The following is a 23,139-nucleotide window of genomic DNA, read 5'->3' as shown; positions in this document are numbered from 1 at the left end:
CTCAGTTACCCCCTGCCCGGCGCGAGTGCGTGATCGGTATTCCCAATCGCTCGGCGATGCGCACTAGGTCGGCGAGCGACGCCGCGACCATCTTCTGCATGACGTTCCTTCTATGAATTTCCAGCGTAACTTCGCTGATCCCCAGTTCAGCGGCGGCCTGCTTGTTGAGCAAGCCGCTGACCACCAGCGGTAGCACCTCACGTTCGCGCGGCGTCAGCTCGAGATAACGTTGCTTCAACACACCCAGCTCGGCGCGCTCCGATCGCTGTACCCGATCCTGGGCAATCGCCGCATGGATTGCGGCCATGAGGTCTGCATCGCTGAAGGGCTTGGTCAGGAAATCCACGGCGCCGTGCTTGATCGCACGCACCGAGGACGGGATATCGCCATGTCCCGTCAGGAAAACGATCGGCGGATGATCGCCCTCGGCAATCTGCCGCTGCAGATCGAGGCCGTTAATATCCGGCAACTCGATATCGAGGATGAGGCAGGCAGGGACGTCCGGCTTGTCAGCGCGGATATAATCGCCCGCCGATCCGAACGCTACGGCACGCATGCCATGTGCGGCCAGCAGCTCACTGAGCGCCTCCCGGATGCGTTCATCGTCATCTACGATGAAGACAATTTGGCCGTCCGTCGTCATCACGCCGCTTTCGCTTCAATCGGCAACGTGAAGATAAACGTCGCTCCACGTGGTTCGTTCTTCTCGACCCATAAACGCCCGCTGTGCGACTCGATGATCGAACGGCAGATCGCCAGTCCCATGCCCATCCCTTGCTCTTTCGTGGTAAAGAACGGTTCGAATATCCGGTCGGGAAACTCGACGCCCCGGCCGCGATCTCTGACTTCGGTCCGGACAACATCCCCGATATGGCGCACGCGGATGCTGATAACTCCGTCATCCGCACCAGAGTCCATCGCCTCCATGCCGTTGCGGATGAGATTGACCAGAACCTGCTGGATTTGGACGCGATCGAACGCGACTAGCGGAATGTCGCTTCCGACATCAACGCTGATGCGAACGCCCCGCCGCATCGCTTCCTCGGTCACGAGGTCGCGTGCCTCTGCGATGACACTGCTGAGCGTCGCATTGGTCCTCGTCTCGGTGGATTGCTTGAACAGCGCGCGAATGCGGCCGACGACGTCCGCCGCCGAATTGGCGTCCCGGATTATGCGCTCGGCCGTAATCTTCGCGCGTTCGACGTTCGGAGGGGCGGCGGACAGCCAACGGTGGCATGCATGGGAATTGGCGACGATCGCGGCCAGCGGCTGATTCACCTCGTGCGCGATCGAAGCGGAAAGCTCGGCGAGACTTGCAGCCTGAGTGGCTTGCGCGAGTTTGTCGGAGGCTTGTCGCAGCGCTTCCTGGGCGCGCACCTCTTCGTCGATGTCGAGGGAAACCCCGTACCATTGCACAACCGCGCCGTCTTCATCACGCCGCGGCTCGACCCTGCACTCCGCCCAGCGATAGCCATCTGTTTCGCGCCAGCGAAACCGCATCGCGGAACCGCCGCCTGTTTCGAAACAGCTCAGCAACGTGCGCAGCACCTCGGGAGCATCTTCGGGATGAACCAGTTCTTGCAGCAATTCCTCGATGCGCGGCTCTCCGAGTGTTTCGAAATTGGCGATGACGGCGCGGAAATGGTCCTGGTATCGCTTGTTGAAGTAGACCGGCCCGCCGGTCGGCATCGCGCTCCAAATGCGGACCGGCACAGCGTCGATCATCTGCTGAAGCTGCAATTCGCTCCGCCGCAGCGCCTCTTCGGCTTGCATCTGATCGTCTATGTCGTGACAGAGGCCGTACCACTGCACGATCAGGCCAGCGTGATCGCGCATCGGCTCTGCCCGGCTCGACATCCAGTGATAGACGCCATCGGCGCGGCGCAGGCGATACCTCATGGAGAAGCGCTCGCCGGTAGCAAGGCAGTGACTGAGCGTATCGCCGAATGCTGCTGCGTCGTCCGGATGGACGGTGGCCGCTATCATCGCCGCCAGCCGGCCGATGCCCTGTTTGTCCAAATCCGTTACGTCAAGGCCGAGAAAGTCGACCATTCGCTTGTTGAAAAAGGTCGGCTCGCCGTCCGGCGTCAGGCGCCAAACGTGGCTCGGAACCATGTCGACAAGCTGCGAGAGCTCCCGCTCCCGGTCGCGTAATGCCTCCTGCGCGCGCACCTCATCGTCGATGTCGATGCTGGCCGTGTACCATTGCACGATCGCCCCACTCTGGTTCCGCAGCGGCTCGGCGCGGCCCTCCCTCCAGCGGTAGACACCGTCAGCGCGACGCAGGCGATACCTTATGGGATAGGGTTCGCCGGTGGCGAGGGAGCGGCTGAGCCATTCTCTCATCCTGGGTCCATCGTCGGGATGGACGGCTGCCGCGACTACGGTCGCCAGGCGGCTCGTGCCCGGCTTGTCCCAGCCCGCGATGTCGTTGAGGCCGATATAGTCTGTCGTGCGCTTGCTGAAGAAGGTTGGTTCGCCGTTGGGCGCCATACGGGCGATGTGAGCGGGGATCATTTCGACCAGCAACGAGAGTTCTCGCTCCCGCTCCCGCAAGGTCTCCACACTTTGGCGCAAAGTGAGCACCGCCGCCTGATGCTGCCTGGAAATGGCGGCCACGACGAGCGCCGAAAATGCCGAGATGGCCAGAAAAAGCTGCAGCATGATCTGGTTGTGCTTCTGGGACTCGGGATCGCCGGCAAATTGGCTGGCGCCGGATATCGTGAATACCGCCGTGATCAGAGCGAGAACGGTCAATGCTACGGCGGCGCCTCGGAACTCAAAGCGCACCGCGGCCCAAAGAAGAGGCGGCATGATGATGTAGGCGAAGGGCAGATAGCCGCTCAAGGAAAGGGCGGCGATACCAAGAAAGATCAGCCCCAGGACGCAAGCTTCCATCCATCGCGCTGCCGAGAGCTGCGCCTTGCCGCGCCAGTTCTGGAACACGACCAGCGCCAGTGGCGCTACGATCAGGACTCCCGTCGCGTCTCCGATCCACCACAGCGGCCAAGCCGTCGCAAAGGTTTGCGATTGTATGCCAAACCACGAAAGCGCCGCACTTCCCACCGTCGCGCTTGCAACTGGCGCAACTCCAGCGGCCAGTGCGACGAATGCGAGAACGTCCCGCAACGTTTCCAGCCGAACTGGGCGCTTGCAGGTCTGGTTCACAAGCCATGCGCCGGCCACCGCTTCAAGAGCGTTGCCGGCAAAGATCAGGAAGGCCGCGGGCAGCGGAGTGTGGAACCACAAGAAGTTGCTGAACAGTTCTGCCAGACAGCCCCCCAGCACCCACCACGGCCAGCTATACCTGGAGGCGAAGACAAGCGTAGCGATGAAAAGCCCGCTCGGAGGCCAAATGGAAATCCCTGTTCCAGGTATGATTGCGAGCGACTGGGCGAAGCCGCAGCCCAGGACATAGGCCGTAATAAAAAGCCCCAGATGCAAGAATTGGGGACGGTGCGACCAGACGCGCGACAACCCGCCTCTTTCAAGATCGCTAATCAGGTTGCCGCGAATCAGGCCCGGTTCATTCGTCGCGAAAGGTCGGCCACTTCCCGGTCCGGATCGGTCCAAGTCATGCGTTAACGCGAGCGTTGCGCTGGAATCGGTCTCGCCAAGTAAGTCGGGCGCTGTCGTCATCGGGTGCCCCTGACGGACAAACAAACTCTGGAGATTGTCGGCGCTTCGTGTGGCACTTGCTCTTGATAGCTGGACTGGGCTGACGGACTCACGTCGCCACCCTAATCCCGCCACGCCCCAACCGCACCTCATGGAAATCCATGCATTGCACGGGGCGGCGGCGCCCCTTCACCGAGAGCCGAAAAAACCAAGCGCTTACTGAGCGCCGCCAGTTATTGCGCAGCTTTCGCTTCAACCGGGAGGGTGAAGATGAATGTCGCCCCACGCGGCACGCTATTCTCCGCCCAAAGGCGTCCGCCGTGAGACTCGATGATCGAACGGGAGATCGCGAGCCCCATGCCCATTCCGTTCCCTTTCGTTGTAAAGAACGGCTCGAATATCTTGTTAGGACGTTCGATACCCGGGCCTCGGTCGCGGACCTCGGTCTGGATCGTGTCCTCTATCCGGCGCACGCGCATTCCGAGAACCTTGTCGCCCGCCGTGGTGTCCATCGCCTCCATGCCGTTGCGAATGAGATTGACCAGGACCTGCTGGATCTGGACGCGATCGAACGCAACCAGCGGAAGGTTGCTTTCGACGTCGATGTCCATCCGAACGCGACGCCGCATGGCTTCCTCGGCCATAAGGTCACGTGCTTCGGCAACGACGCTGGGGATCGGTGTGCTGGTTCTCATTTCAAGCGAAGGTCTGAACAAGGCACGGATGCGGCTGACGACATCCGCCGCCGAGTTGGCATCGCGGATGATACGCTCGGCCGTGATCTTCGCGCGCTCGACGTTCGGGGGCTCGGCGGACAGCCAACGGTGGCATGCGTTGGAGTTGGCGACGATGGCGGCCAGCGGCTGGTTCACCTCATGAGCGATGGATGCGGAGAGTTCGGCAAGGCTCGCCGCCTGGCTCGCACGCGCAAGTCTCTCTTGTGCCAGCCGAAGCTCCTCTTGTGTCCGCATCTCATTTTCGATGTCGAGGCAGATAACGTTCCACTGCACGATGGCGCCTTCAGCGTTGCGCATCGGCGCGGCGCGCGTCTCGACCCAGCGATATTCACCATCGAAGCGCCGCAGACGGTGCCGTCGCGCATACGGCTCGCCTGTGGACAGACAATCGGCATATCTCTCTTTGACACCTGTCAGGTCGTCGGGATGAACACCGGCGTCGAGTGTGCCAGCCAGCCGGGACTTTCCCGCTTCGTCCAATTCCTCAAGATTGTATCCGAGGAATTCGCGGAGCTGCTGGCTGCGATATATCGGTTCGCCATCCGGCGCGGCGCAATCGATCATTGCCGGCAGCGTTTCAACTAGCTGCCAGAGAGCCCGTTCTCTCTCGCGCAGCGCCTCTTCGACGCGCAGCTGATCGTCGATGTCGTGCGTAAGGCCGTACCATTGGACGATGCGTCCACCCTGGTCCCGCAGTGGCTCCGCACGGCCCTCCATCCAACGATAAACGCCATCGGCACGGCGCAGGCGATACTTCATGAAGAATCGCTCGCCGGTGGCAAAGCAGCTGTCGAGTGCTTCCCTCAGGCTGGCTGCATCGTCGGGATGGACGACGGTGGCAATGAAGGCCGCCAGCCGGCTCGTGTCCGGCTTTTCCGCGTCCGCTATGTCCAGGCCGAGAAAATCTATCAGGCGCTTGTTGAAGAAGGTCGGCTCACCGTTGGGAGACAGCCGCCAGAGGTAGCTCGGAACCATGTTGACGAGTTGCGAGAGCTCTCGTTCCCGGTCGTGCAACGCGGCTTGCGTGGTCACCAGGTCATGGATGTCGACGCTCACGCCGTACCATTGGAGAATGCTGCCATCTTCGTCGCGCAGCGGCTCGGCGCGAGTCTCGGTCCAGCGATAGCCGCCGTCGGCCCGCCTCTGGCGATATCTCTGAACGTAAGGCACGCCCGTTGCGAATGAATGGCGGATCGCCTGCCGTGCGGTGTCGATATCGTCTGGATGGATCACGCTCAGCGACGGCGAGCCGTCCGGGGCGGTGATGTCGTGGAGCGTGGCCCCGGTTACATCGGTGAACCGTTTGTTGACGTAGGAAGGCGTCCCTTCCCGTGTCGTACTCCAGATCAAAGCGGGCACGGTGTCGATCAGCTGCTGAAGGCGCCGCTCACTTTTGCGCAACGCCGCCTGCGCGCGCACCTCATCGTCGATGTCGAGAGAAACCCCGTACCACTGCACTACCGTTCCGTCGTCATCGCGTCGCGGCTCGACCCTACACTCAGCCCAGCGATAGGTGCCGTCTTTTTCGCGCCAGCGAAACCGCATCGCGGAGCCGCCGCCAGTTTCGAAACACCTCAACAACGTGCGCTGCACCTCGGGCGCATCTTCGGGATGAATCACCTCGTGCAGCAACGTTTCGATGCCCGGCTCGCCGAGCACATCAAAGTTCGCGATAACGGAGCGGAAATGGTCCTGGTATCGCTTGTTGAAGTAGACCGGCCCGCCGGTCGGCATCACACTCCAGATGCGGACCGGCACCGCGTCGATCATGTGCTGAAGTTGCTGCTCGCTCTGCCGCAACGCCGCTTCGGTGTGCATCTGATCGTCTATGTCGTGACAGAGGCCGTACCACTGGACGATGCGGCCAGCGTCATCGCGCATCGGCTCCGCCCGGCTCGACATCCAGCGATAGACGCCATCGGCACGGCGCAGGCGATAGCGCATCGCGAAGCTCGCACCGGTAGCGAAGCAACCACGGAGTGCATCGCCGAATGCTGCCGCGTCGTCCGGATGAACGGCGGCCTGTATCATCACCGCCAGCCGGCTCATGCCCGGTCGGTCCAGATCCGCTACATCGAGGCCGAGAAAGTCGACCATGCGCCCATTGAAGAAGATCGGCTCGCCGTCGGGATCGAGCCGCCAGATGTGACTCGGGACCATGTCCACGAGCTGCGAGAGTTCCCGCTCCCGGTCACGCAATGCTGACTCGGCCCGCTTCTGGTCCTCAATGTCTATTGTCGTGCCGTACCATTGAACGATGCGCCCCTGGCTATCGCGAAATGGTCGTCCTGAGCTTCGAAACCAGCGATAGACGCCATCGGCGCGCCGCAGGCGATGCTCGGTATCATAGGGATCGCCGGTTTCGAGGCAATGCCGCCATCTGGCGGCTACAGGATCATAATCGTCGGGATGGACGGCTCGACGCCAGCCGAACTCATCGTCGTCTTCGGAAGTGTTGAGACCCTCATGCGTGTTGCCGAGGAACGCCAGGGTGTTTGGGCTGAGATAGGTGAATCTTCCGGCGGCATCGGCTGCCCACGCGTGGCCGGGCATGCTCTCGATGATTTGCAGCGCAAGCGTTGCTTCGGGATCGATTTCGCCAAGTGAGTTGGACGCTGCTGTCATTGGCTTCTCCTGTCGGACAAAAAAGCCTGGGGACGGTCAGCGCTTGATATAGCACTTGTTTTCAATATCTGGACAGGCGAACTCACCGCCTAAATCTAGTTCCGCCATGCCTCGGCTGCATCTCATGGAAATCCATGCATTGCGCGGAGATATCGCCGCTACGGGGGGCCCTAACGATGGCCTCGCGCGAGGAGCGACGCGGATCGATGCATCAACACCTACCACTGGGAATACGAGCCGGACAGGTAAGACGCTCGGCTGCCTCTTCGTCGGCTGCAGAGTGAAGCCGGAAAAACCTCTGCATTCGTCATCCCTGTCTCGTCCGGTTAACACGGCTCATGAGATAATCTGGATGGCTCTCCCGACCAATACATCTGTTCCAAAGTATAGGGCGTGGACGCGGTTTTAGTTCTGCGGAGCGGCTTGGCGGCCGAGCAATTGTTTGGCGACAATGAGACAGAATGAGACAGGGCGCAGCGACCGCGAACAGCAGGACGAGCGCGAAGAAAGCTTCGTCGAACGAGATCGTGGCGACCTGCTTCTCAAGCGCGCGCTGCAGCAGCGGCAGGGCGGCCTTTGTCGCCGCAGTGCTGTCGACACTGTTCGCCAGAGCGTTCGCAGTTGCTTTCAAGCGCTGGTCTACGGCTGGATCTCCATTGACGAGGTGGGACGCCAGTATCGTCCGGTTGTGGACATTCTGGTGATCAATATACGTTTGCAAGAGGGCTGTGCCGGTCAGACCGCCCACCTGCTTGCCGAAGTTGAATAGCCCGATGCCAAACGGCAGCGCATTGGCGGCAAGGCCCTGCAGCGTAACCAGCGTCAGTGCCACGAACAGAAGGCCGAGGCCGAATCCTCGCAGCAGCAGAGCAAGGGTCAGGTCCGGTGATCCGCTACCGCTCGTCGAAGCGGACAGCAGCCACATCGCGCCTGCGAAGAGCAGAATGCCAAATGGCGCAAGCGTGATCGGGCGCATCCCGGTCCTTTGGATGACGAAGCCGGACAACAGAACCTGATCGGTAGTTCGTACTGAACCTCAGCACAGGTCGTATTATCAGTCAGCCGGATTCAGGCGCGCGAACGTGCCGGCGCGAACCTCCGTATTGCCGAAGACCCTGGCAGCAATGATCGCAGAGGGCGCCCTCTTGAAGCGTTCGGTTGTCTTAACGTTCACCTATTTTGACAAGCGCGCAACGCGTTCGCTGTGCGCAGTTGCGACGGTTCATGAAAAGCAACCCGCTATCTTGCCGCCGGCTAACGCGGTGCGACACGCAGCCCGGCGGCATCGAAGAGATGCATGCGCTCCGGCGGCAGAGCGAGGTTGATCGGCGGCCCTTGCGTTTCAACGCCCTGCTGCTTGAGAACGGCGATAAGTTTGCCGTCGCCGGCAATGGTGGCGTGGACAACGGTTTCCGGTCCCAACGCCTCGGCCAGCGTTACCCGCGCTTCCACCGATCCCTTGCTGCCATTCGAAAGTTGGATGTCGTGTGGCCGGATGCCAAGCGTCGCGTCGTCTCCCGGTTTCAGCGCGACCCCGTCGGCGGCGATCGAGGCCGACAGCCCGCCTGGACCTTCGACACGCACCTCGGCGCCGCTTGCCGAACGCACCTTCACCGGCAGCAGGTTCATCCGCGGCGCGCCGATGAAGCCGGCGACGAACAGGTTGGCCGGCGCGTTGTAGAGATCGAGCGGCCGGCCGACCTGTTCGATCCGCCCCGAGCGCATGACCACGATGCGGTCCGCCAGCGTCATCGCCTCGATCTGGTCATGGGTGACGTAGACCATCGTGGTTGCCAGCCGCCGGTGCAGGCCCGCCAGTTCAGCGCGCATGGTGATGCGCAGTTCGGCATCGAGGTTGGACAGCGGTTCATCGAGCAGAAAGGCGGTCGGATTGCGCACCACCGCACGGCCGATCGCCACGCGCTGCTTCTGGCCGCCCGACAATTGACCGGGCCGGCGGTCTAGATAGGGAGCAATTTCCAGCATGCGCGTCGCTTCCGTGATCCGCGCGTCGATCTCGGCCTTCGGCATACGAATGTTTTCAAGCCCGAAGGCGAGGTTCTGGCGCACGCTCATGTGCGGGTAGAGCGCGTAAGACTGGAACACCATCGCCAGACCGCGTTGCGCGGCCGAAACGTTGGTGACGTCGACCCCGTCGATCTCGACCTTGCCGTCGGTCGGCCGATCGAGCCCGGCAATCAACCGCAGCAGCGTGGACTTGCCGCAACCCGACGGGCCGACGAGGACCAGCATCTCGCCGTCACCGACGTCGAGGTTGATACCGTGCAAGATCTTCATCTTGCCGTAAGCGCGATCAATGTTGGTCAGCGTTATCCGTCCCATGACATCCTCACTTCAGCCCGGTGCCGGCAATGCCGGAAGTGATGTAACGCTGCAGGAAGACGAAGACGAGGACGACGGGGATCATCGTCACCACGGTCATCGCCAGGATGTAGTGCCACTGCACGTTTAGCTGGCCGGCATAGGTGTTGAGGCCGACCTGGAGTGTGTAGAGTTCCTTGCGCGACAGCACCACCAGCGGCCACAGAAAGTCGTTCCAGCGCCAGACGACCGAGAAGATCGCCAGCACGGCGAGCGCCGGTGCTGCAAGCGGCAATACGATGCGCCAGTAGATCTGCCATTCGGAAGCGTTGTCCATGCGCGCCGCATCGAGCAGCTCGTCGGGGATAGTCAGCATATATTGGCGCAGCAGGAAGACGCCGGTTGGCGTCGCCACGGTCGGCAAGATCACGCCCCACAGCGAATCGAGCAGTCCGACGGCGCCCACAACCGAATAGAGCGGCACCAGGATGACCGACAGCGGCACCATCAGCGTACCGACGATCACAAGCATCGTCAGATCGCGACCGCGGAACTTGTATTTCGACAAGGCGAAGGCGGCCATCGAATTGGTGAGCAGCGTGATCAGCGTTGCCATTGCCGTCACAAAAACCGAATTGCGCAGATAGCGCAGGAAGTCGAAATGGACGAAGGGCTCGGTGTAATTCTCCGTCGCGAAGCCGATTTCGCGCACCGGCTGCCGGTCGGCGATGTTGACCTTCACGATATCGTTCGGCGCCTGCGGATCCACCATTTGCGCCACGATGCCGATGCGCCGCACCTCGGCCAGCACCTTGGTCGAACCATCCGGCAACTTCACCCTGTAGAGGGTCAGCGGCTTGTCGTAGCCTTCGACCCTCGCGTGTTGGCTGACATAAGGCATTATGGTCGGCGGGAACTCGGCGAGCTGTGCCGGCGTCTTGAATGACGAACCCACCAGCCAGACGGCCGGGCCGAACATGATGACAACGCCGCCGAGCAGCCACAGCCAGCTCACGATATCCGTCCAGTGCCAGCCGCGACCGCCGCGCCGGCGGGTCAGGAATGTCATCACGCCGCTCATTCGCGGGCTCCTTTCCGCTCACCCCGGCGTCCAACCTGCAGCTGAACCAAGGTGAGCACGACCAGCACCAACCCCATCAGGATCGAAGCCGCCGAAGCCAGCCCCGGGTTGCGCAGCAGGGAGGCGAAGCCGATCTCATAGATGTACTGCGTGATATAGAGGGTCGAGGTTCCCGGCCCTCCACCCGTCAGCACATAGACTTCGTCGAAGATCTGCACAGCGCGGATCAGCGCCAGTACGATGACGACAAGCAGATTCGGCATCAGCAGCGGCAGCGTGATGCGCCAGAACACCCGCGCCGGCTTCGTGCCGTCCATCTCGGCCGCTTCGTAAAGGTCGCGCGGGATCGCCTGCAATCCGGCAAGCAAGATCAGCGTATAGAAGCCCATATGTGCCCAAACCGAAACGCTGACCGCGGCGGTGAAAGCCCAGAAACGGTCTGTCAGCCAATTGTGCGGCTCGCCGCCCAGATCATGGACGATCAGGTTGAGCAGGCCCTGGCGCTGCAGGATCCAACGCCAGATCAGGCCGGTGACGACGGGCGACAGCAGCACCGGAAAGAAGAACACCGCGCGCCAGAAGCTGCGCCCGACGATCTCGCGGTTGAGGATCAACGCTGTCGCCATCGACACGACCGTCATCAGCGCCACCTGCACGACGACGAACAGGCCGGTATTGTGCACGGCCTTCCAGAAGAGATCCTCGTGGCAAGTGGCAGTGTCCAGGTAGTTGCCGCAATCGAGCAGGCGCTGATATTGCTCGAGCCCAACATAGGTTCGGTCCTGCAGGAAGTAGGCCGTTCCCGACGTGGCCGAATAGAAAAAGTTGATGATCATCGGCACCAGGACGAAAATGCCGAAGATCGCCATGTTTGGGGCGAGGAAGAACGCGGCCATGCCGCCGGTGCCCGTCGCTCGCTGCCAGAACTTCAGCGGCACGTTGACGATCGACGCCAGCCACACGACCGGCGCCGCGAGGGCGGCGCCAATCCATGCCTTCAGTGTCGCGGCGGCGGTCACTTCGCCTCGGCAACCTTGTCGGCGATATCCTGGTCGATCCTGCCCCAGGCATCGTCGAGGCTGAGCTCGCCGGCCATCACCTGGCTGACGCGCGTCACCAGCGCGGCGAAGTAAGCGTTGGCCCACTTCCACGGCGGCAGCGCATCGGCCGCCGGCAGGGTTTCACCCGCCGCCTTGACGAACTTGTCGAGCGCCGGACCGACGTTCTTGTCGGCCGAGACCCATTTCAGCCCGCCCTTGTCTACGACGCCCTTGTGCGCGGGCAGAAACAGTGTGCGCTCGCTGAACTCTTTTACCACGTCTTCACGGGCTAGATAATCCATGACCTTGGCGACGTCCTTGGGATTCTTCGTGTATTTGATGGCGACCAGCGCCGCGCCGCCCTTCACGCCCGAACAGCCTGCGGTACCGCAAGGCGAACCGGTCGCCACCCAGTCGAAACTATCGCCGATCTTGGTCGATAGATTGGCGACCTGCCAGCTGCCCGAATAATAAAACGGGATCTGGGCGTTGATGAAGTCGTCGGCGGCCGCGCGATAGGTCGAGCCTGCCGCCGAAACCCAGGTATCCTTCAGCATCAGGCCCTTGGCGGTCCAGTCGACGAGCCCGCCGACGAAAGCCTTGGTGCCGTCGTCCACTTTCGCCGGCATGCCATCGGGGCCGATATAGTTCGCTCCGAAGGAGACATTCGGGCCCGAAATGCGGTGACCGGAACGGTCGATGGCGAAGGCAGCCGGAAGCTGCTGGCTCTTCGCCACCTCGGCGGCGGCGTTGATCCAGTCGTCCCAGGTCGCCTTGTCACCGGGCAGCGGCACGCCGGCCTGTTCGAACAGCGTCTTGTTGGCGAAGCCGCCGGTGAGCGTGAGCTGGGTCATGAAACCCGGGATGGCGTTGGAGCCGTCGGGGCGCATCCAGTCCAGCGTGTCAGCGAAATTGTCCTCCCAATATTTCGGATCGGCCACCAGTGGCCTGAGATCGAGCCAGTGCTGGGCAAGCTCCTTGATGTTTGTGACGCGGGCGATGTCCGGACCCTGGCCGGCTTCGAGCTGGATGGGCAACTGCTCCTGGATCACCTTGTAGGCGACGTTGTCGAGCGTGACGTGGATGTCGGGATTGTCCTTCATGAAGCGGTTCAGAATGTCCTGGATGACATCGCCCTCGACACCGTCCGAATACCACATGATGCGCACGTCGCCGGCAAACGCGCTGGTCGATGCGAGCAGGCTGACCGATAGCGCGGCCAGCAAAGTGCGGGTCTTATTCATGCTTCGTCTCCTCCTTTAGCGGGGCGGCGCCCCGATGGTTCAAGCCTGCTACGCCCTCCTCCTCTTGAGCGTCGCAGCCGATCTCCTCCCTACTCTCTGTGCTTCATGCGCATCGCCTCACCGCGCACGGTCCAGTTGGCCGGATCGAGTGTACGTCCCTCAGCCACGATCCTTGCGTCGGCGAGGAAATGCACCGTGCCGTATTCCGGATCCTCGACGATCAACTCGCCGTCGGGACCCGACCGCACCGACAGGTCCCCAAAAACGGCAGTCCAGGCGTCGAGGGCCGGCCGATTGGCATTCCGGTCACCGAGGCGAATGATCCATGTCGTCCTGCGTCCCGCCGCCCGCAACTCGTTGCCGGCCGTCGGGCCGGCCACTACCTGCGTGAGCGGAACATCCGTCTTCAGCATGACGAAGGCGTCGCCCGATTGCGCGAACGCCCGATCGCCACCCACTTGCACGGCATCGAAGGCACGTACGGGAAACCAGGCGTGCGTGAAGTCGGGCTGTTCATCCGAGCAGGAGAAGCTGACGACGGCGAGGTCGCGGTATTGGTGAAGGCGGGGCAACGTGCCTGAGCCACCCCAATATGATGGTCTGCCATATCCCGACTGCAGCACTTCGCCGGGGTGGTTGATCCAGATCTGCGCATCCGGATTCTTGCCCAGCCGGGCGTGAATGACGGTCTCCTGATAACCCCATTGGTTCCAGCGGTAGCCAGCGGCGCTGCCCATCGCATGGTCGCGCGTCTTGTAGTGGTAGAGCCGCGCGAAGCGATTTTGTCCCTGCGCAAAAGTCCATTCCCACGCCGTATCGTCGGTGAGGGAAGCAATGGCTGCCAACCCGTCCGGAACGCTCAAATCGTGATCCCGCAGGCAGAGTGCCAGCTGCGGCAGCGCGTGAAAGCGCATGCCGTAGTTGCCCTTGCCCCAAAGCATGCGGCAGATGCCGGATAATTCCAGGGAACACGCGGCGCGCAGCGTGTGCTCATAGGAGCGGCCCTGCGCCCCGGTGAGGATGCCGCGATGCGCCGAGCGGGCGACGAGTTCAAGCAGGCGTATGATTGCCTTGCCGGCACGTTCGGCGATGTCCTTGTCCGGGGCCAGCGCGTAGAGCGCGCACAGGCCCTTGAGGTCGATCGGGAAATAAGGCGCCGAGTTGAACTCGGCCATCTCCCATGCCTCGAAATGGTCGAGCCAGGCGCGTACACGCGCTGCTCCAACCGCGGACTGTTCGCGGCCAAGGCGGCCCGACCGCACGAACCGCACATCAGGCAACAGGCCCCCGGCAATATAGGCGGCGGTGTGGAAGAGCAGCGCGTGGTTCTCGGAGAAGTACCACTGCACATCATTGCCGGGCTCGTCCATCCAGTAGCGATAGCCGAGGATGGCGTTGTCGACGCGCGCGCGCAGGCTCGCTTCCAGCCGATCGCCATAGGCCTTGCGGCACCACAGCAGCGGCACCAGGATGAAGTCGGCGCAATCGTGACAATCCTCGATCGCCGGCAGCGTGCCGGAGATCATGGCGTCGGTCTCGGCGCCCTGCTGTCCGATCGCCAGGCGCGCCAGCGCGCGCACCGTATCGGCCTCGGCGTGACCGGCGACCTCGCGCAGGGCTTCATCTATACGCGCGGTAAGCGTTTCCGGCGCATCGCCCTGACGGCGCGTGTGGCATATCTCGACGCCGAAGACACGCGATACGGCATGGTCTGCGACCGTCAGCGCCACCTTGAAATGGCGAAAGTCGGCCGGCAGCTGCTCGGTATCGGCGATCGGCAGCCGCGTCTGGCCCGCCGGCAGATCGAAGGCGAAGCGCACCGGCGTCTCGATCGACATGAAATCGCCTTCGATCTCGATCTCGACTTGCGCGTCGCGCGGCAGGGCCACCCCGGTGACGAGCGCCACCTCGCCGCCGTCATAGGCGGGACGGTCGAAATGCATGTCGTCAAGGGCTGCTTCTATCGCATCGGCAACGCCGCTCTCGACTTCGATCCGCAGTGCCACCGAAGCAGCCGGACCGGATAGATAATCGAGCTGGAAATAGTAGCGGGCGTCGCGCTCGGCGAGATCGTCGAACCACACGCGAATGTCGTTACGGCCGGCCCGCAGCGCGATCTTGAAGTGCTCGGCACTTTCCAGATTGCGGCCGTAGGGCGCCATCCAGCCGGCTTCCTCGCCATTGGCAAAGAGTGTGGCGCCGCCGCATGTGCGCAGCCGCACCAGCGCCTCGCCAGTCGAGGCAGCCTCGATGGTGGTCTCGGCCCAGGTTCCAAGCACCGTCGGCCGGAACCAGAAGCCCGATAGGTCGATGCGCGGCGAGGCGAAGGGCAGCCAGATGCGCTCGGCGCCGAATTCGGCGCTGACCTGTGGTCGCTTGCCGCGTCGTTCCGCTGCGAACTGCGTGCGGCACGGATATTCGTGGGGAATGAAATTCTTGTGCTTGGTCAGGAAGAAGAAGGGATCCATCTCGCCTTGCATGGGCTGGTCGGCCACGTCGTAGCGTTGCTCGGCGATAGACCCGAGCCGCCAATAGACGATTGGCTGCCCCGCCATGAGCGGCCGGCGCAGCGTAAAATCCGTCCGAACGCTTTGCGCGGCCTCGCTCATCGCAAATCCTTCACGGCAACTGGATCGACATCGGTGTAGGCCTGGTTCTCGCCGGTCATGCCCCAGACGAAGGCATAAGGGCCGGTGCCGGCACCCATATGGATAGACCAGGCAGGCGACAGGACGACGTCGCCGTCAGCGACCATCAGGTGGCGCGTCTTGTCTGGCCGGCCCATCAGATGGATTACACGGTCGGCCTCGGCGAGGTCGAAATAGCAATAAGCTTCCATGCGCCGCTCATGCAGATGCGGCGGCATGGTGTTCCACACACTGCCCGGCGCGAGGTCGGTGATCCCCATCAGCAAGAGGCAGGACGGGGCCACTTCGGGATGGATGTACATACGCAGCGTGCGCCTGTTCGCACGGGCCTCCTCGCCGAGCACAAGCGGCCTGGCTTCGCTGCTGACGATGAGACGGTGCGCAATATCGGCGCCAGCCGGCACCGAGTTCATGTAGAAGCGTGCCGGCCTCTCCGGATCGTCGCTCTCCAGCGTCACCTCACGCGCTCCGCGTCCGACATAGACGATGTCGCGGTTAGCCACGTGAAAGCGCCGGCCGTCCACCGCGACCGTGCCATTGCCGCCGAGATTGGCGATGCCCATCTCGCGCGCGTCAAAGAAGAGCGGGGTGCCGACTTCGGCCCCGTCGCCGAATGCCAGCGGGTTGGCCAGCGGCACCGCGCCACCGACGATCATGCGGTCGACATGGGTGTAGACGAATTCGATCGCGCCAGGCCGGAACAAGCCGTCGACGAGGAACTCGGCCCTCAGCCGGTCCGTGTCCATGCCGGCAATATCGCCCGGCGACGCGCCATAGAGCGTCCGCATCATGCCGCCTCCACCTTCGACTGCAGATGACGCGCCCCTTCGGTCAGGCACAGAATGGCCAGCGCCTGCCCGTAGCCCGTCGGATGGATGGGTATATCGCGATAGAACTGCAGGTCGGCGCCCATGCGTGTGCCATAGGACACGTTCGCCACCACACCTTTGTCATCGATGTTGGCTACCACGGCTTCCAAGGCGCGGAGGCCGGCGGCACGGCACTCTGTCGAGCCGATTCCGAGCCGCGCGGCCTTCATCAACCCGTAACCGAAGCCGGCCGTGGCGGAAATCTCCTCGTAAGATGTCGGGTCGTCGAGCAGAGTGTGCCATGCGCCCGAACCTGCCTGCACCTCGAGCAGGGCGTTGATCTGCGTGTCCAGCACGCCGAGCAGATAGGCCCGGACCGAAGGTGCAATTTCGGCGAACTCCACCAGTTCCAGGATGCCGACGGTAATCCAGGCATTGCCTCTCGCCCAACGCGCGCGGGCGAAATTGTGCCGTCCCGCGAACGTCCAGCCGTGAAACCACAGCCCTGATGCCGGGTCAGCGAGATAACGGGCGTGGACCAGGAATTGCCTTTCTGCTTCCTCGACGAAGCGACGCTGGCCGGCAGCCTGGCCGTAGGATGCGAGGAACAGCGCCACCATGAACAGCGTGTCGTCCCACAATTCGTCGTCGTTGACCCGGTCCGAAACATCATGCTGGAAACCGCCTTCGGGCGTCCGTGGCAAGGCGGTGGCCACCCGCTCGGCCCATTCGCGCAGCACCGGCTCGAAGCGCGGCTGGCGCCGGCGCCGCCACAATTCGCTTAGCGCCAAAAGGGGCGCGGTGGTGTTGACGTTCATCGCAGGGAGACCGGCAGCGATGCGTCGGTCGTACCAGGCCTCGATCGTCTGCAGCAGCCGATCGTCGCCGGTCTGCGCCCACAGCCGAATCAGCCCGTAGAGCCCGACGCCTTGCGGCCATTCCCAGCTGTCGAAGCTGACATAGTCGCCCGGCGTGCCGTCGAGATTCGGCTCATGGAACCGCCCGTCATGACGCAAGCCGGTCATGCCGGCCACAAGGCTGGCAAGCACGGAATTCAGGCGTTCGGCCGATAGCGGCATCACTCCTCCCGTTCTCCCGCTTCATCGGAACTGTTTCACAGCCATTTTTCTTGCGCAATCTGAAAATTTTTTGCATTAATCGGATGACTTTGCCGGAGGTGACGGAGCGGATGAATATCCAGGGCAAGCGCGGCCGCCCCAGCCGCCGCATTCGACTTGAAGAGATAGCGGCGCGTTGCGGCGTGTCGGTCAGCACCGCCTCCCGTGCGCTGAGCGGCGTCGGCGGCGTGAGGGACGAGCTTCGCACCAGGATCATCGAAACGGCGAAGTCGATGAACTATGCCATTCCCGCCTCGGTTGCCGGCCGCAAGGTCATCCTGGCCGCAAGCAGCGTGGCAATGGTGGACAGTGCCCGCAATCAGTTCACCTACCATGTCCTTGATGGACTCAACGAGCGCGCCCGGTTGCTGGGCGTCGAACTCGTGACCCGGCCGGTTTCGGCGCCCGAGGACGAAATCGCGCTGCTGCGTGAATCCGAGCGCGACGACAGCGTCGCCGGCTGCCTGTTTCTGACGCTGGACGATGACGATGTGCTGACGCTGACAGCCGGATTCGCCAAGCCGATCGTGCTCGTCAACGGCGACGATCCCTCGATGCGCCATTCGAGCGTGACGCCCTGCAATCGCTCTGCCGCCATGCTTGCGGCGCAGCATCTGATCGGCCTCGGCCACCGCCGCATCCTGTTCCTGATGCGGCGTGGCCGGCGCACGATCGAGCGGCGCTACGAAGGTTGGCGCGACGCGCTGATCACAGCCGGAATTGCCGGCTTCGACGACTTCGTGGTTGAGGTGCAGGACTGGCTGCCGGAACTTGCGAGCAGGGCCGTGACCGAGCGCATCGCGGCCCGTGGCCTCGATTTCACCGCCGTGCTGACGGCCGGCGACAGCTTGGCGTTTGGTGCCATCGCCGGCGTCCAGGAGGCCGGATATTCGGTGCCTGGCGATGTGTCCGTGGTCGGTATGGACGACTTGCCGCTCGCTGCCTTCTGCAACCCGCCGCTGACGGCGATGCACATTCCCATGCGCGAGATCGGATCGGCGGCGCTTAGCCTGCTGCTCGACGATATGGCCCATTCGGGGTCGCCGCCGCGTCGCGTCGAACTTGCCTGCAATCTCGTGGTGCGCCAGTCGACGGCACCAGCCCGAAGCGGCGCCGGCGGTCATCAACTGGCCTCTTGAGCGCGCGACTTGCCGCCAGCAAAGAGCAGCGGCAAACCCTCTTGCGTCTGCAGTTCAAGGACACGTCCAAGCAGGATCATATGGTCGCCAGCCGGGAAGCGGTCGGCGACGCTGCATTCGAACCGCGCCAGTGCGCGCGGCAGCAATGGCACGCCGTGCTCGCTCCACGACAGGTCAAGATCGGCAAAGTCCGTCCCCGACTTCGAAAAACGCCAGCACAGATCGATTTGATCTTCCGCCAGCACGTGAATGGCGTAGTGCGCGGAATTGGCGAAGGCTTCGAACCGGCGCGAGTGGCGGCCGATCGACCAGAGCACCAGCGGCGGATCGAGCGACACGGATGAGAAGCTGTTGGCAGTGATTGCGACCGGGCCGTCGGCCGTGCCGGTGGTGACGACCGTGACGCCGGTGGCGAAGCGCCCGAAGGCATTGCGCAAAAGGCGTGGATCGCACACGACATGCTCCATCAGCGACGCTCCCCCGTTCCCAATGGTGTCGCCGGGGTCCGTTCCGGCACACGGCCATAGGCGTGCGGGAGCGAGCATGTCTTGAGCTGGGGCAGCACCTTGGTGCCGAAATGACGCGCCTCGTGGAGATGCGGGTAGCCGGAAAAGATGAAGGCGCGGATCCCCATCTTCATATACGTCTCGATTTCCGACAGAACCTGATCGGCCGAGCCCACGAGCGCCGCGCCGCAACCAGAGCGCGCCCGCCCGACGCCCGTCCACAGATGCGGCTCGACATAGCCTTCGGCATCGGCGATCTGGCGGTTCCTGGCTTGGTGCGATACGCCGAGCGATCGGGCGTCGAGCGCGCGCTCGCGGATCGCCCTGCCCTGCTCGTCGTCCAGCTTCGAAACCAGCTCCCGGGCATATTCCTTTGCCTCGGCCTCGGTATCGCGCACGATCATGTGGACGCGCAGGCCGTAGTCGAGCGTCCGCCCATGGCGCTCGGCGCGTTCGTGGACGGCCTTCATGCGGCCGGCAAGTTCCTCCCTGGTTTCCGGCCACATCAGGTAGACATCGCACTGTTCGGCGCAAAGCTCGAGCGCGTCGGGCGAATAACCGCCGAAATAGAGCAGCGGGCCGCCATTTTGCTGATAGGGCTTCGCTGGCGCCGTCGAGAGTCCTTTGTAGCGATAGACCTCGCCCTCGAAATCGATGCTGTCCCTGGTCCAGGCCTGGCGCAGGATCTGCACAACCTCGCGCGAACGCTGATAACGGTAGGCGCTGTCGGCCGTCTCGCCCGGAAAGTCAGACGAAATGATGTTCACCGTCAGCCGGCCTTCCAGCATGTGATCCAGCGTCGCAATCGTGCGCGCCAGCATGATCGGCTGCATCTCGCCGCAGCGCACAGCGGCGAGCAGATTGATCTTCGAGGTGATCGGCGCGCAGCCGGCTACGAAGCTCAGCGTGTCTTGGCCGACCTGATAGGACGACGGACACAAGATGTTGCGGAAACCTAGTTCCTCGGACGTCTTCACGATCTCGGAGCAATGCGCCCAGCTCGAGCGCAACGCGCCGTGCGGCACACCGAGATAGCGATAGTCGTCCGAGCAGAGTGCGGCGAACCACGAGACTTCGGCTGCATCGAGATCCGGCGAGGTGATTGGGACGATGCTCATTGCCACTCTTCAAAAAAGAAGCCCGGGCCATTCTTCAAAGAGGTCCGGAGCTGCGAATAGGGCTTGCTTAGCATTCGTTTTGGTGTAGATCAATACTGGATCAATTTGAGCCAAACCCGAAACCGGGATGCGATTGGACACCGGATGCATTTGACAAGGGCGGACCCCGGCCACCGATCCAGCCAGATGCGCGGGCCCTTGCCTGTGCACTTGCAGACCAGCGAAATGCTGATCCGCGAAATCGCGGCCGGACGGCTGGCCGACGGGGCGCGGCTGCCGCCCGAGCGCGAGATGGCCGCGAGCCTCGGGATTGCCGTCGGCACGCTCAGGCGGGCGCTGGCAGATTTGACCGAAAAGGGCCTTCTCGACCGCATCCAGGGCTCGGGTAACTATGTGCGGGCGCGCGGCGACCTGCTCGGGGTCTATGCTTTCTTTCGCCTGGAGCGTATCGGCGGCGGCGGCCTGCCGAGCGCCGACGTGCTGTCCGTCGAGCGACTGCGCAAGCCCGCCGACATGCCGCAATTCGGCAGCGCCGGCGAAGCCCACCGTATACGCCGGCTGCGGCGGCTCGACGGCGAGCCGGCCGCGGTCGAGGAGATCTGGCTGGACGTCAGCCGCGCCGAGCGGCTCAAGCGCGAGGATTTGTCGGAATCCCTCTATCTCCACTACCGGCTCGCGCTCGGCTTTTCGATCGTTCGCGCCGAAGACCATGTTGCCGTCGCACCCGCGCCGGACTGGGCCCCGCTCGAATTCAGGCCACCGCCGGGGACGGTCGTGGGGTTCATAGAACGTATCGCCTGGGCTGGCGACGGCGCCAGCGCGGAATATTCCCGCAGCTGGTTCGATCCGGGCGCGGCGCGGTACGTCACGCGTTTCAGATAGGCCGGAGGAAGACGCAGCGTGACCAGATCATCGATCGGCTACGGCATCATCGGCTGCGGCATGATGGGCCGCGAGCATATCCGCAATATCGCTCTGTTGCCCGACGCGCATGTGGCCGCGATCGTCGAGCCGGACCCCGGCATGTTGGCGGCGTCGCTGGCGACGGCGTCGGGCGCGCGATCGGCGGCATCGATCGCCGAACTGCTGGCCATGGATGAGGTGGACTGCGTCTTGATCGCCAGCCCCAACCACCAGCACCTCGGTCAGATGGAGCAGATCGCCGCGCTTCGACCACTGCCGGTACTGGTGGAAAAGCCGCTCTTCACCGAGGGCGCCGACGAGGGGCTGATCGCGGCGTTGAAAGCTCGGCTTCCGCTCGTCTGGGTGGCTATGGAATATCGCTATATGCCCCCCGTCGCCCTATTCGTCGAGCAGGCGCGCCACGCCACCGGCGGCATCCGCATGCTGACGATCCGCGAGCACCGCTTCCCGTTTCTGGCCAAGGTCGGCGACTGGAACCGCTTCAACCGCAACACCGGCGGCACGTTCGTCGAGAAGTGCTGCCACTTCTTCGACCTGATGCGGCTGATCCTCGGATCGGACCCCGTCCGCGTGATGGCGAGCGCTGGACAGGCCGTAAACCATCTCGACGAACGCTATGGCGGTGAGAGGCCGGATATCCTTGACCATGGCTATGTGCTGGTTGATTTCGCGAGCGGCGCGCGCGCCATGCTGGAACTGTGCATGTTTGCCGAGGGCAGCCGCTACCAGGAGGAACTCTGCGCTGTCGGCGGCGACGGAAAGATCGAATGTCTGGTGCCCGGACCAGGCCGTTTCTGGCCGACCCACCTTGGCCCTGCGCCAGTGCCCCAGTTGATCGTTAGTCCGCGCAATCCGCCTGGACCACGACTGCTGGAGATTCCCGTCGACCCCCGGCTGCTCGAGGCAGGCGACCATAACGGTTCGACCTATTTCGAGCACGCCCGCTTCACCGCTGCGGTGCGCGGACAAGGCAAGGTGGAAGTGACCTTGCAAGACGGCTGGTGGGCCGTCGTCATGGGTGTTGCCGCCCAGAGATCGGCCCGCGAAGGCCGCGCCATCGAACTCGCCGGTGAATTCGCGTTGCCGACCTAGGCCGACGACGCATTACCGGACCACCGAGTCAGATGCGCCGACCGGTTGCTGCGTCGAACAGATGCGCACATGCGCGGTCGATCTCGATCCGCACCCCTTCGCCTTGCTTGAGCGCAAGCCTTTCTCGGAAGAGGCAGGAGATTTCTTCACCGGAGCAGTCGACGCTGGCGAAGATTTCCGAGCCTGTCGCCTCGAGAAGCGTGATCGTGCCCGGCACGCCCTGCCCGGTTGCCCGGATATGTTCCGGGCGAATGCCGTAGACGAGTTCGCGTCCTGCGGTATCCGCCGGCTGGGCGCCTTCCGGCAACGGCAGGACCAACCCGCCGGCGCTGCGGAACACGCCCTCCTCGATGCGGCCGGCGATGAAGTTCATGGCGGGCGAGCCGATGAAACCGGCAACGAAGAGGTTGGCCGGATGGTCGTAGAGGTCCAGCGGCGCGCCGATCTGCTCGACCAGGCCGTCATGCAGCACGACGATCTTGTCGGCCATCGTCATGGCCTCGATCTGGTCGTGCGTGACATAGATCGTCGTGGTACCCAGCCGCTGGTGCAGGGCCTTGATCTCGCCGCGCATCTGGACGCGCAATTTGGCATCGAGGTTGGAGAGCGGCTCGTCGAACAGGAAGACCTGTGGGTCGCGTACGATCGCGCGGCCCATGGCGACGCGCTGGCGCTGGCCGCCCGAAAGCTGGCGCGGATAGCGGTCAAGCAGCTTTTCCAGGCCGAGGATGCCGGCTGCCTTCCGGACCCGGCCAACGGTGTCGGCCGGATCGGCTCTCTTGATCTTGAGGGCAAAGCCCATATTGTCGGCCACAGTCATATGCGGATAGAGCGCATAATTCTGGAACACCATGGCGATGTTCCTGTCCCGTGCCCGCAGATTGTTGACCATACGCTCGCCGATGGCGATCTTCCCGCCGGAGATCGTCTCAAGGCCTGCGATCATGCGCAGCAGCGTCGATTTTCCGCATCCCGACGGGCCGACCAGGATGACGAATTCGCCGTCGGCGATGTCGACGCTGACGTCGTGAATGATCTTGGTGGCCCCGAAGGCCTTCTGCACGTTGTTGATTGTTACCGATGCCATTGGATCTTTCCTGGAAAAAGAGTGATGTCAG

General features: G+C 63.2%; 17 protein-coding genes. 3 read left to right on the top strand and 14 right to left on the bottom strand.

Annotated features, from left to right (window positions below):
- Position 1 precedes the first annotated feature (1 nt).
- The 11 genes from NKI25_RS14645 to bglB all read right to left on the bottom strand — a co-directional run bounded on the left by NKI25_RS14645 (position 2) and on the right by bglB (position 17,203).
- A complete protein-coding gene (locus NKI25_RS14645) occupies positions 2–643 on the bottom strand; it encodes a response regulator transcription factor (RefSeq protein WP_352622879.1) in 642 nt (213 codons plus the stop codon).
- Entirely contained in the window at positions 643–3,477 is a 2,835-nt protein-coding gene (locus NKI25_RS14640; RefSeq protein ID WP_352592675.1) for a sensor histidine kinase, read from the bottom strand. The genes NKI25_RS14645 and NKI25_RS14640 overlap by 1 nt, the downstream gene beginning before the upstream one ends.
- Before the next feature lie 374 nt (positions 3,478–3,851).
- Positions 3,852–6,980 carry a PAS domain-containing protein gene (locus NKI25_RS14635; RefSeq protein WP_352592487.1) on the bottom strand — a complete coding sequence of 1,043 codons (3,129 nt, stop codon included), beginning with the start codon at positions 6,978–6,980 and terminating at the stop codon, positions 3,852–3,854.
- Between the two features lie 307 nt (positions 6,981–7,287).
- Positions 7,288–7,986, bottom strand: a complete 699-nt coding sequence (locus NKI25_RS14630; protein WP_352592484.1) for an MFS transporter — start codon at positions 7,984–7,986, stop codon at positions 7,288–7,290.
- 248 nt (positions 7,987–8,234) lie between these two features.
- Entirely contained in the window at positions 8,235–9,323 is a 1,089-nt protein-coding gene (locus NKI25_RS14625; RefSeq protein WP_352592481.1) for an ABC transporter ATP-binding protein, read from the bottom strand.
- Between the two features lie 7 nt (positions 9,324–9,330).
- Positions 9,331–10,383, bottom strand: a complete 1,053-nt coding sequence (locus tag NKI25_RS14620; RefSeq protein ID WP_023674192.1) for a carbohydrate ABC transporter permease — start codon at positions 10,381–10,383, stop codon at positions 9,331–9,333.
- Positions 10,380–11,402, bottom strand: coding sequence for a carbohydrate ABC transporter permease (locus NKI25_RS14615; RefSeq protein WP_502896943.1), 1,023 nt, complete (start codon positions 11,400–11,402; stop codon positions 10,380–10,382). Before NKI25_RS14615 ends, NKI25_RS14620 begins: the two co-directional genes overlap by 4 nt.
- Complete coding sequence (locus NKI25_RS14610; protein WP_352786834.1) at positions 11,399–12,667, bottom strand: ABC transporter substrate-binding protein; 1,269 nt, start codon at positions 12,665–12,667, stop codon at positions 11,399–11,401. Before NKI25_RS14610 ends, NKI25_RS14615 begins: the two co-directional genes overlap by 4 nt.
- 89 nt (positions 12,668–12,756) lie before the next feature.
- Positions 12,757–15,276, bottom strand: a complete 2,520-nt coding sequence (locus tag NKI25_RS14605) for a hypothetical protein (protein WP_502896944.1) — start codon at positions 15,274–15,276, stop codon at positions 12,757–12,759.
- Positions 15,273–16,106: a 5-dehydro-4-deoxy-D-glucuronate isomerase gene (gene kduI, locus NKI25_RS14600; RefSeq protein ID WP_051406061.1), complete on the bottom strand. Its 834-nt coding sequence runs from the start codon at positions 16,104–16,106 to the stop codon at positions 15,273–15,275. The genes NKI25_RS14605 and kduI overlap by 4 nt, the downstream gene beginning before the upstream one ends.
- Positions 16,103–17,203, bottom strand: coding sequence for a beta-galactosidase BglB (gene bglB / locus NKI25_RS14595; RefSeq protein ID WP_352592475.1), 1,101 nt, complete (start codon positions 17,201–17,203; stop codon positions 16,103–16,105). Before bglB ends, kduI begins: the two co-directional genes overlap by 4 nt.
- 110 nt (positions 17,204–17,313) lie before the next feature.
- On the opposite strand from bglB, the gene NKI25_RS14590 reads away from it, so the two are divergent.
- Entirely contained in the window at positions 17,314–18,381 is a 1,068-nt protein-coding gene (locus tag NKI25_RS14590) for a LacI family DNA-binding transcriptional regulator (RefSeq protein ID WP_352455781.1), read from the top strand.
- Here the strand turns inward: NKI25_RS14590 and NKI25_RS14585 are convergent.
- Both NKI25_RS14585 and NKI25_RS14580 read right to left on the bottom strand, forming a co-directional pair.
- Complete coding sequence (locus NKI25_RS14585) at positions 18,366–18,848, bottom strand: flavin reductase family protein (protein ID WP_023674185.1); 483 nt, start codon at positions 18,846–18,848, stop codon at positions 18,366–18,368. The two genes, NKI25_RS14590 and NKI25_RS14585, sit on opposite strands and share 16 nt — an antisense overlap.
- Positions 18,848–20,005: an LLM class flavin-dependent oxidoreductase gene (locus tag NKI25_RS14580; protein WP_352592472.1), complete on the bottom strand. Its 1,158-nt coding sequence runs from the start codon at positions 20,003–20,005 to the stop codon at positions 18,848–18,850. Before NKI25_RS14580 ends, NKI25_RS14585 begins: the two co-directional genes overlap by 1 nt.
- Positions 20,006–20,230: 225 nt before the next feature.
- Here NKI25_RS14580 and NKI25_RS14575 point away from each other — a divergent pair, with 225 nt between their 5' ends.
- Both NKI25_RS14575 and NKI25_RS14570 read left to right on the top strand, forming a co-directional pair.
- On the top strand, positions 20,231–20,887 hold the full coding sequence (locus NKI25_RS14575) for a GntR family transcriptional regulator (RefSeq protein WP_352592469.1): 657 nt from the start codon (positions 20,231–20,233) through the stop codon (positions 20,885–20,887).
- Positions 20,888–20,947: 60 nt separating this feature from the next.
- Entirely contained in the window at positions 20,948–22,021 is a 1,074-nt protein-coding gene (locus NKI25_RS14570) for a Gfo/Idh/MocA family protein (protein WP_502896945.1), read from the top strand.
- 28 nt (positions 22,022–22,049) lie between these two features.
- Here the strand turns inward: NKI25_RS14570 and NKI25_RS14565 are convergent, their stop codons facing one another.
- Positions 22,050–23,108, bottom strand: coding sequence for an ABC transporter ATP-binding protein (locus NKI25_RS14565; RefSeq protein ID WP_352592463.1), 1,059 nt, complete (start codon positions 23,106–23,108; stop codon positions 22,050–22,052).
- Positions 23,109–23,139: the final 31 nt, after the last annotated feature.

It is taken from the genome of Mesorhizobium sp. M0808, assembly GCF_040320025.1.
In the GTDB taxonomy this organism is placed as follows: Bacteria; Pseudomonadota; Alphaproteobacteria; order Rhizobiales; family Rhizobiaceae; genus Mesorhizobium.
Note: the sequence above shows the minus strand (reverse complement) of the source record. Positions and strands in the feature narration are given on the sequence as shown.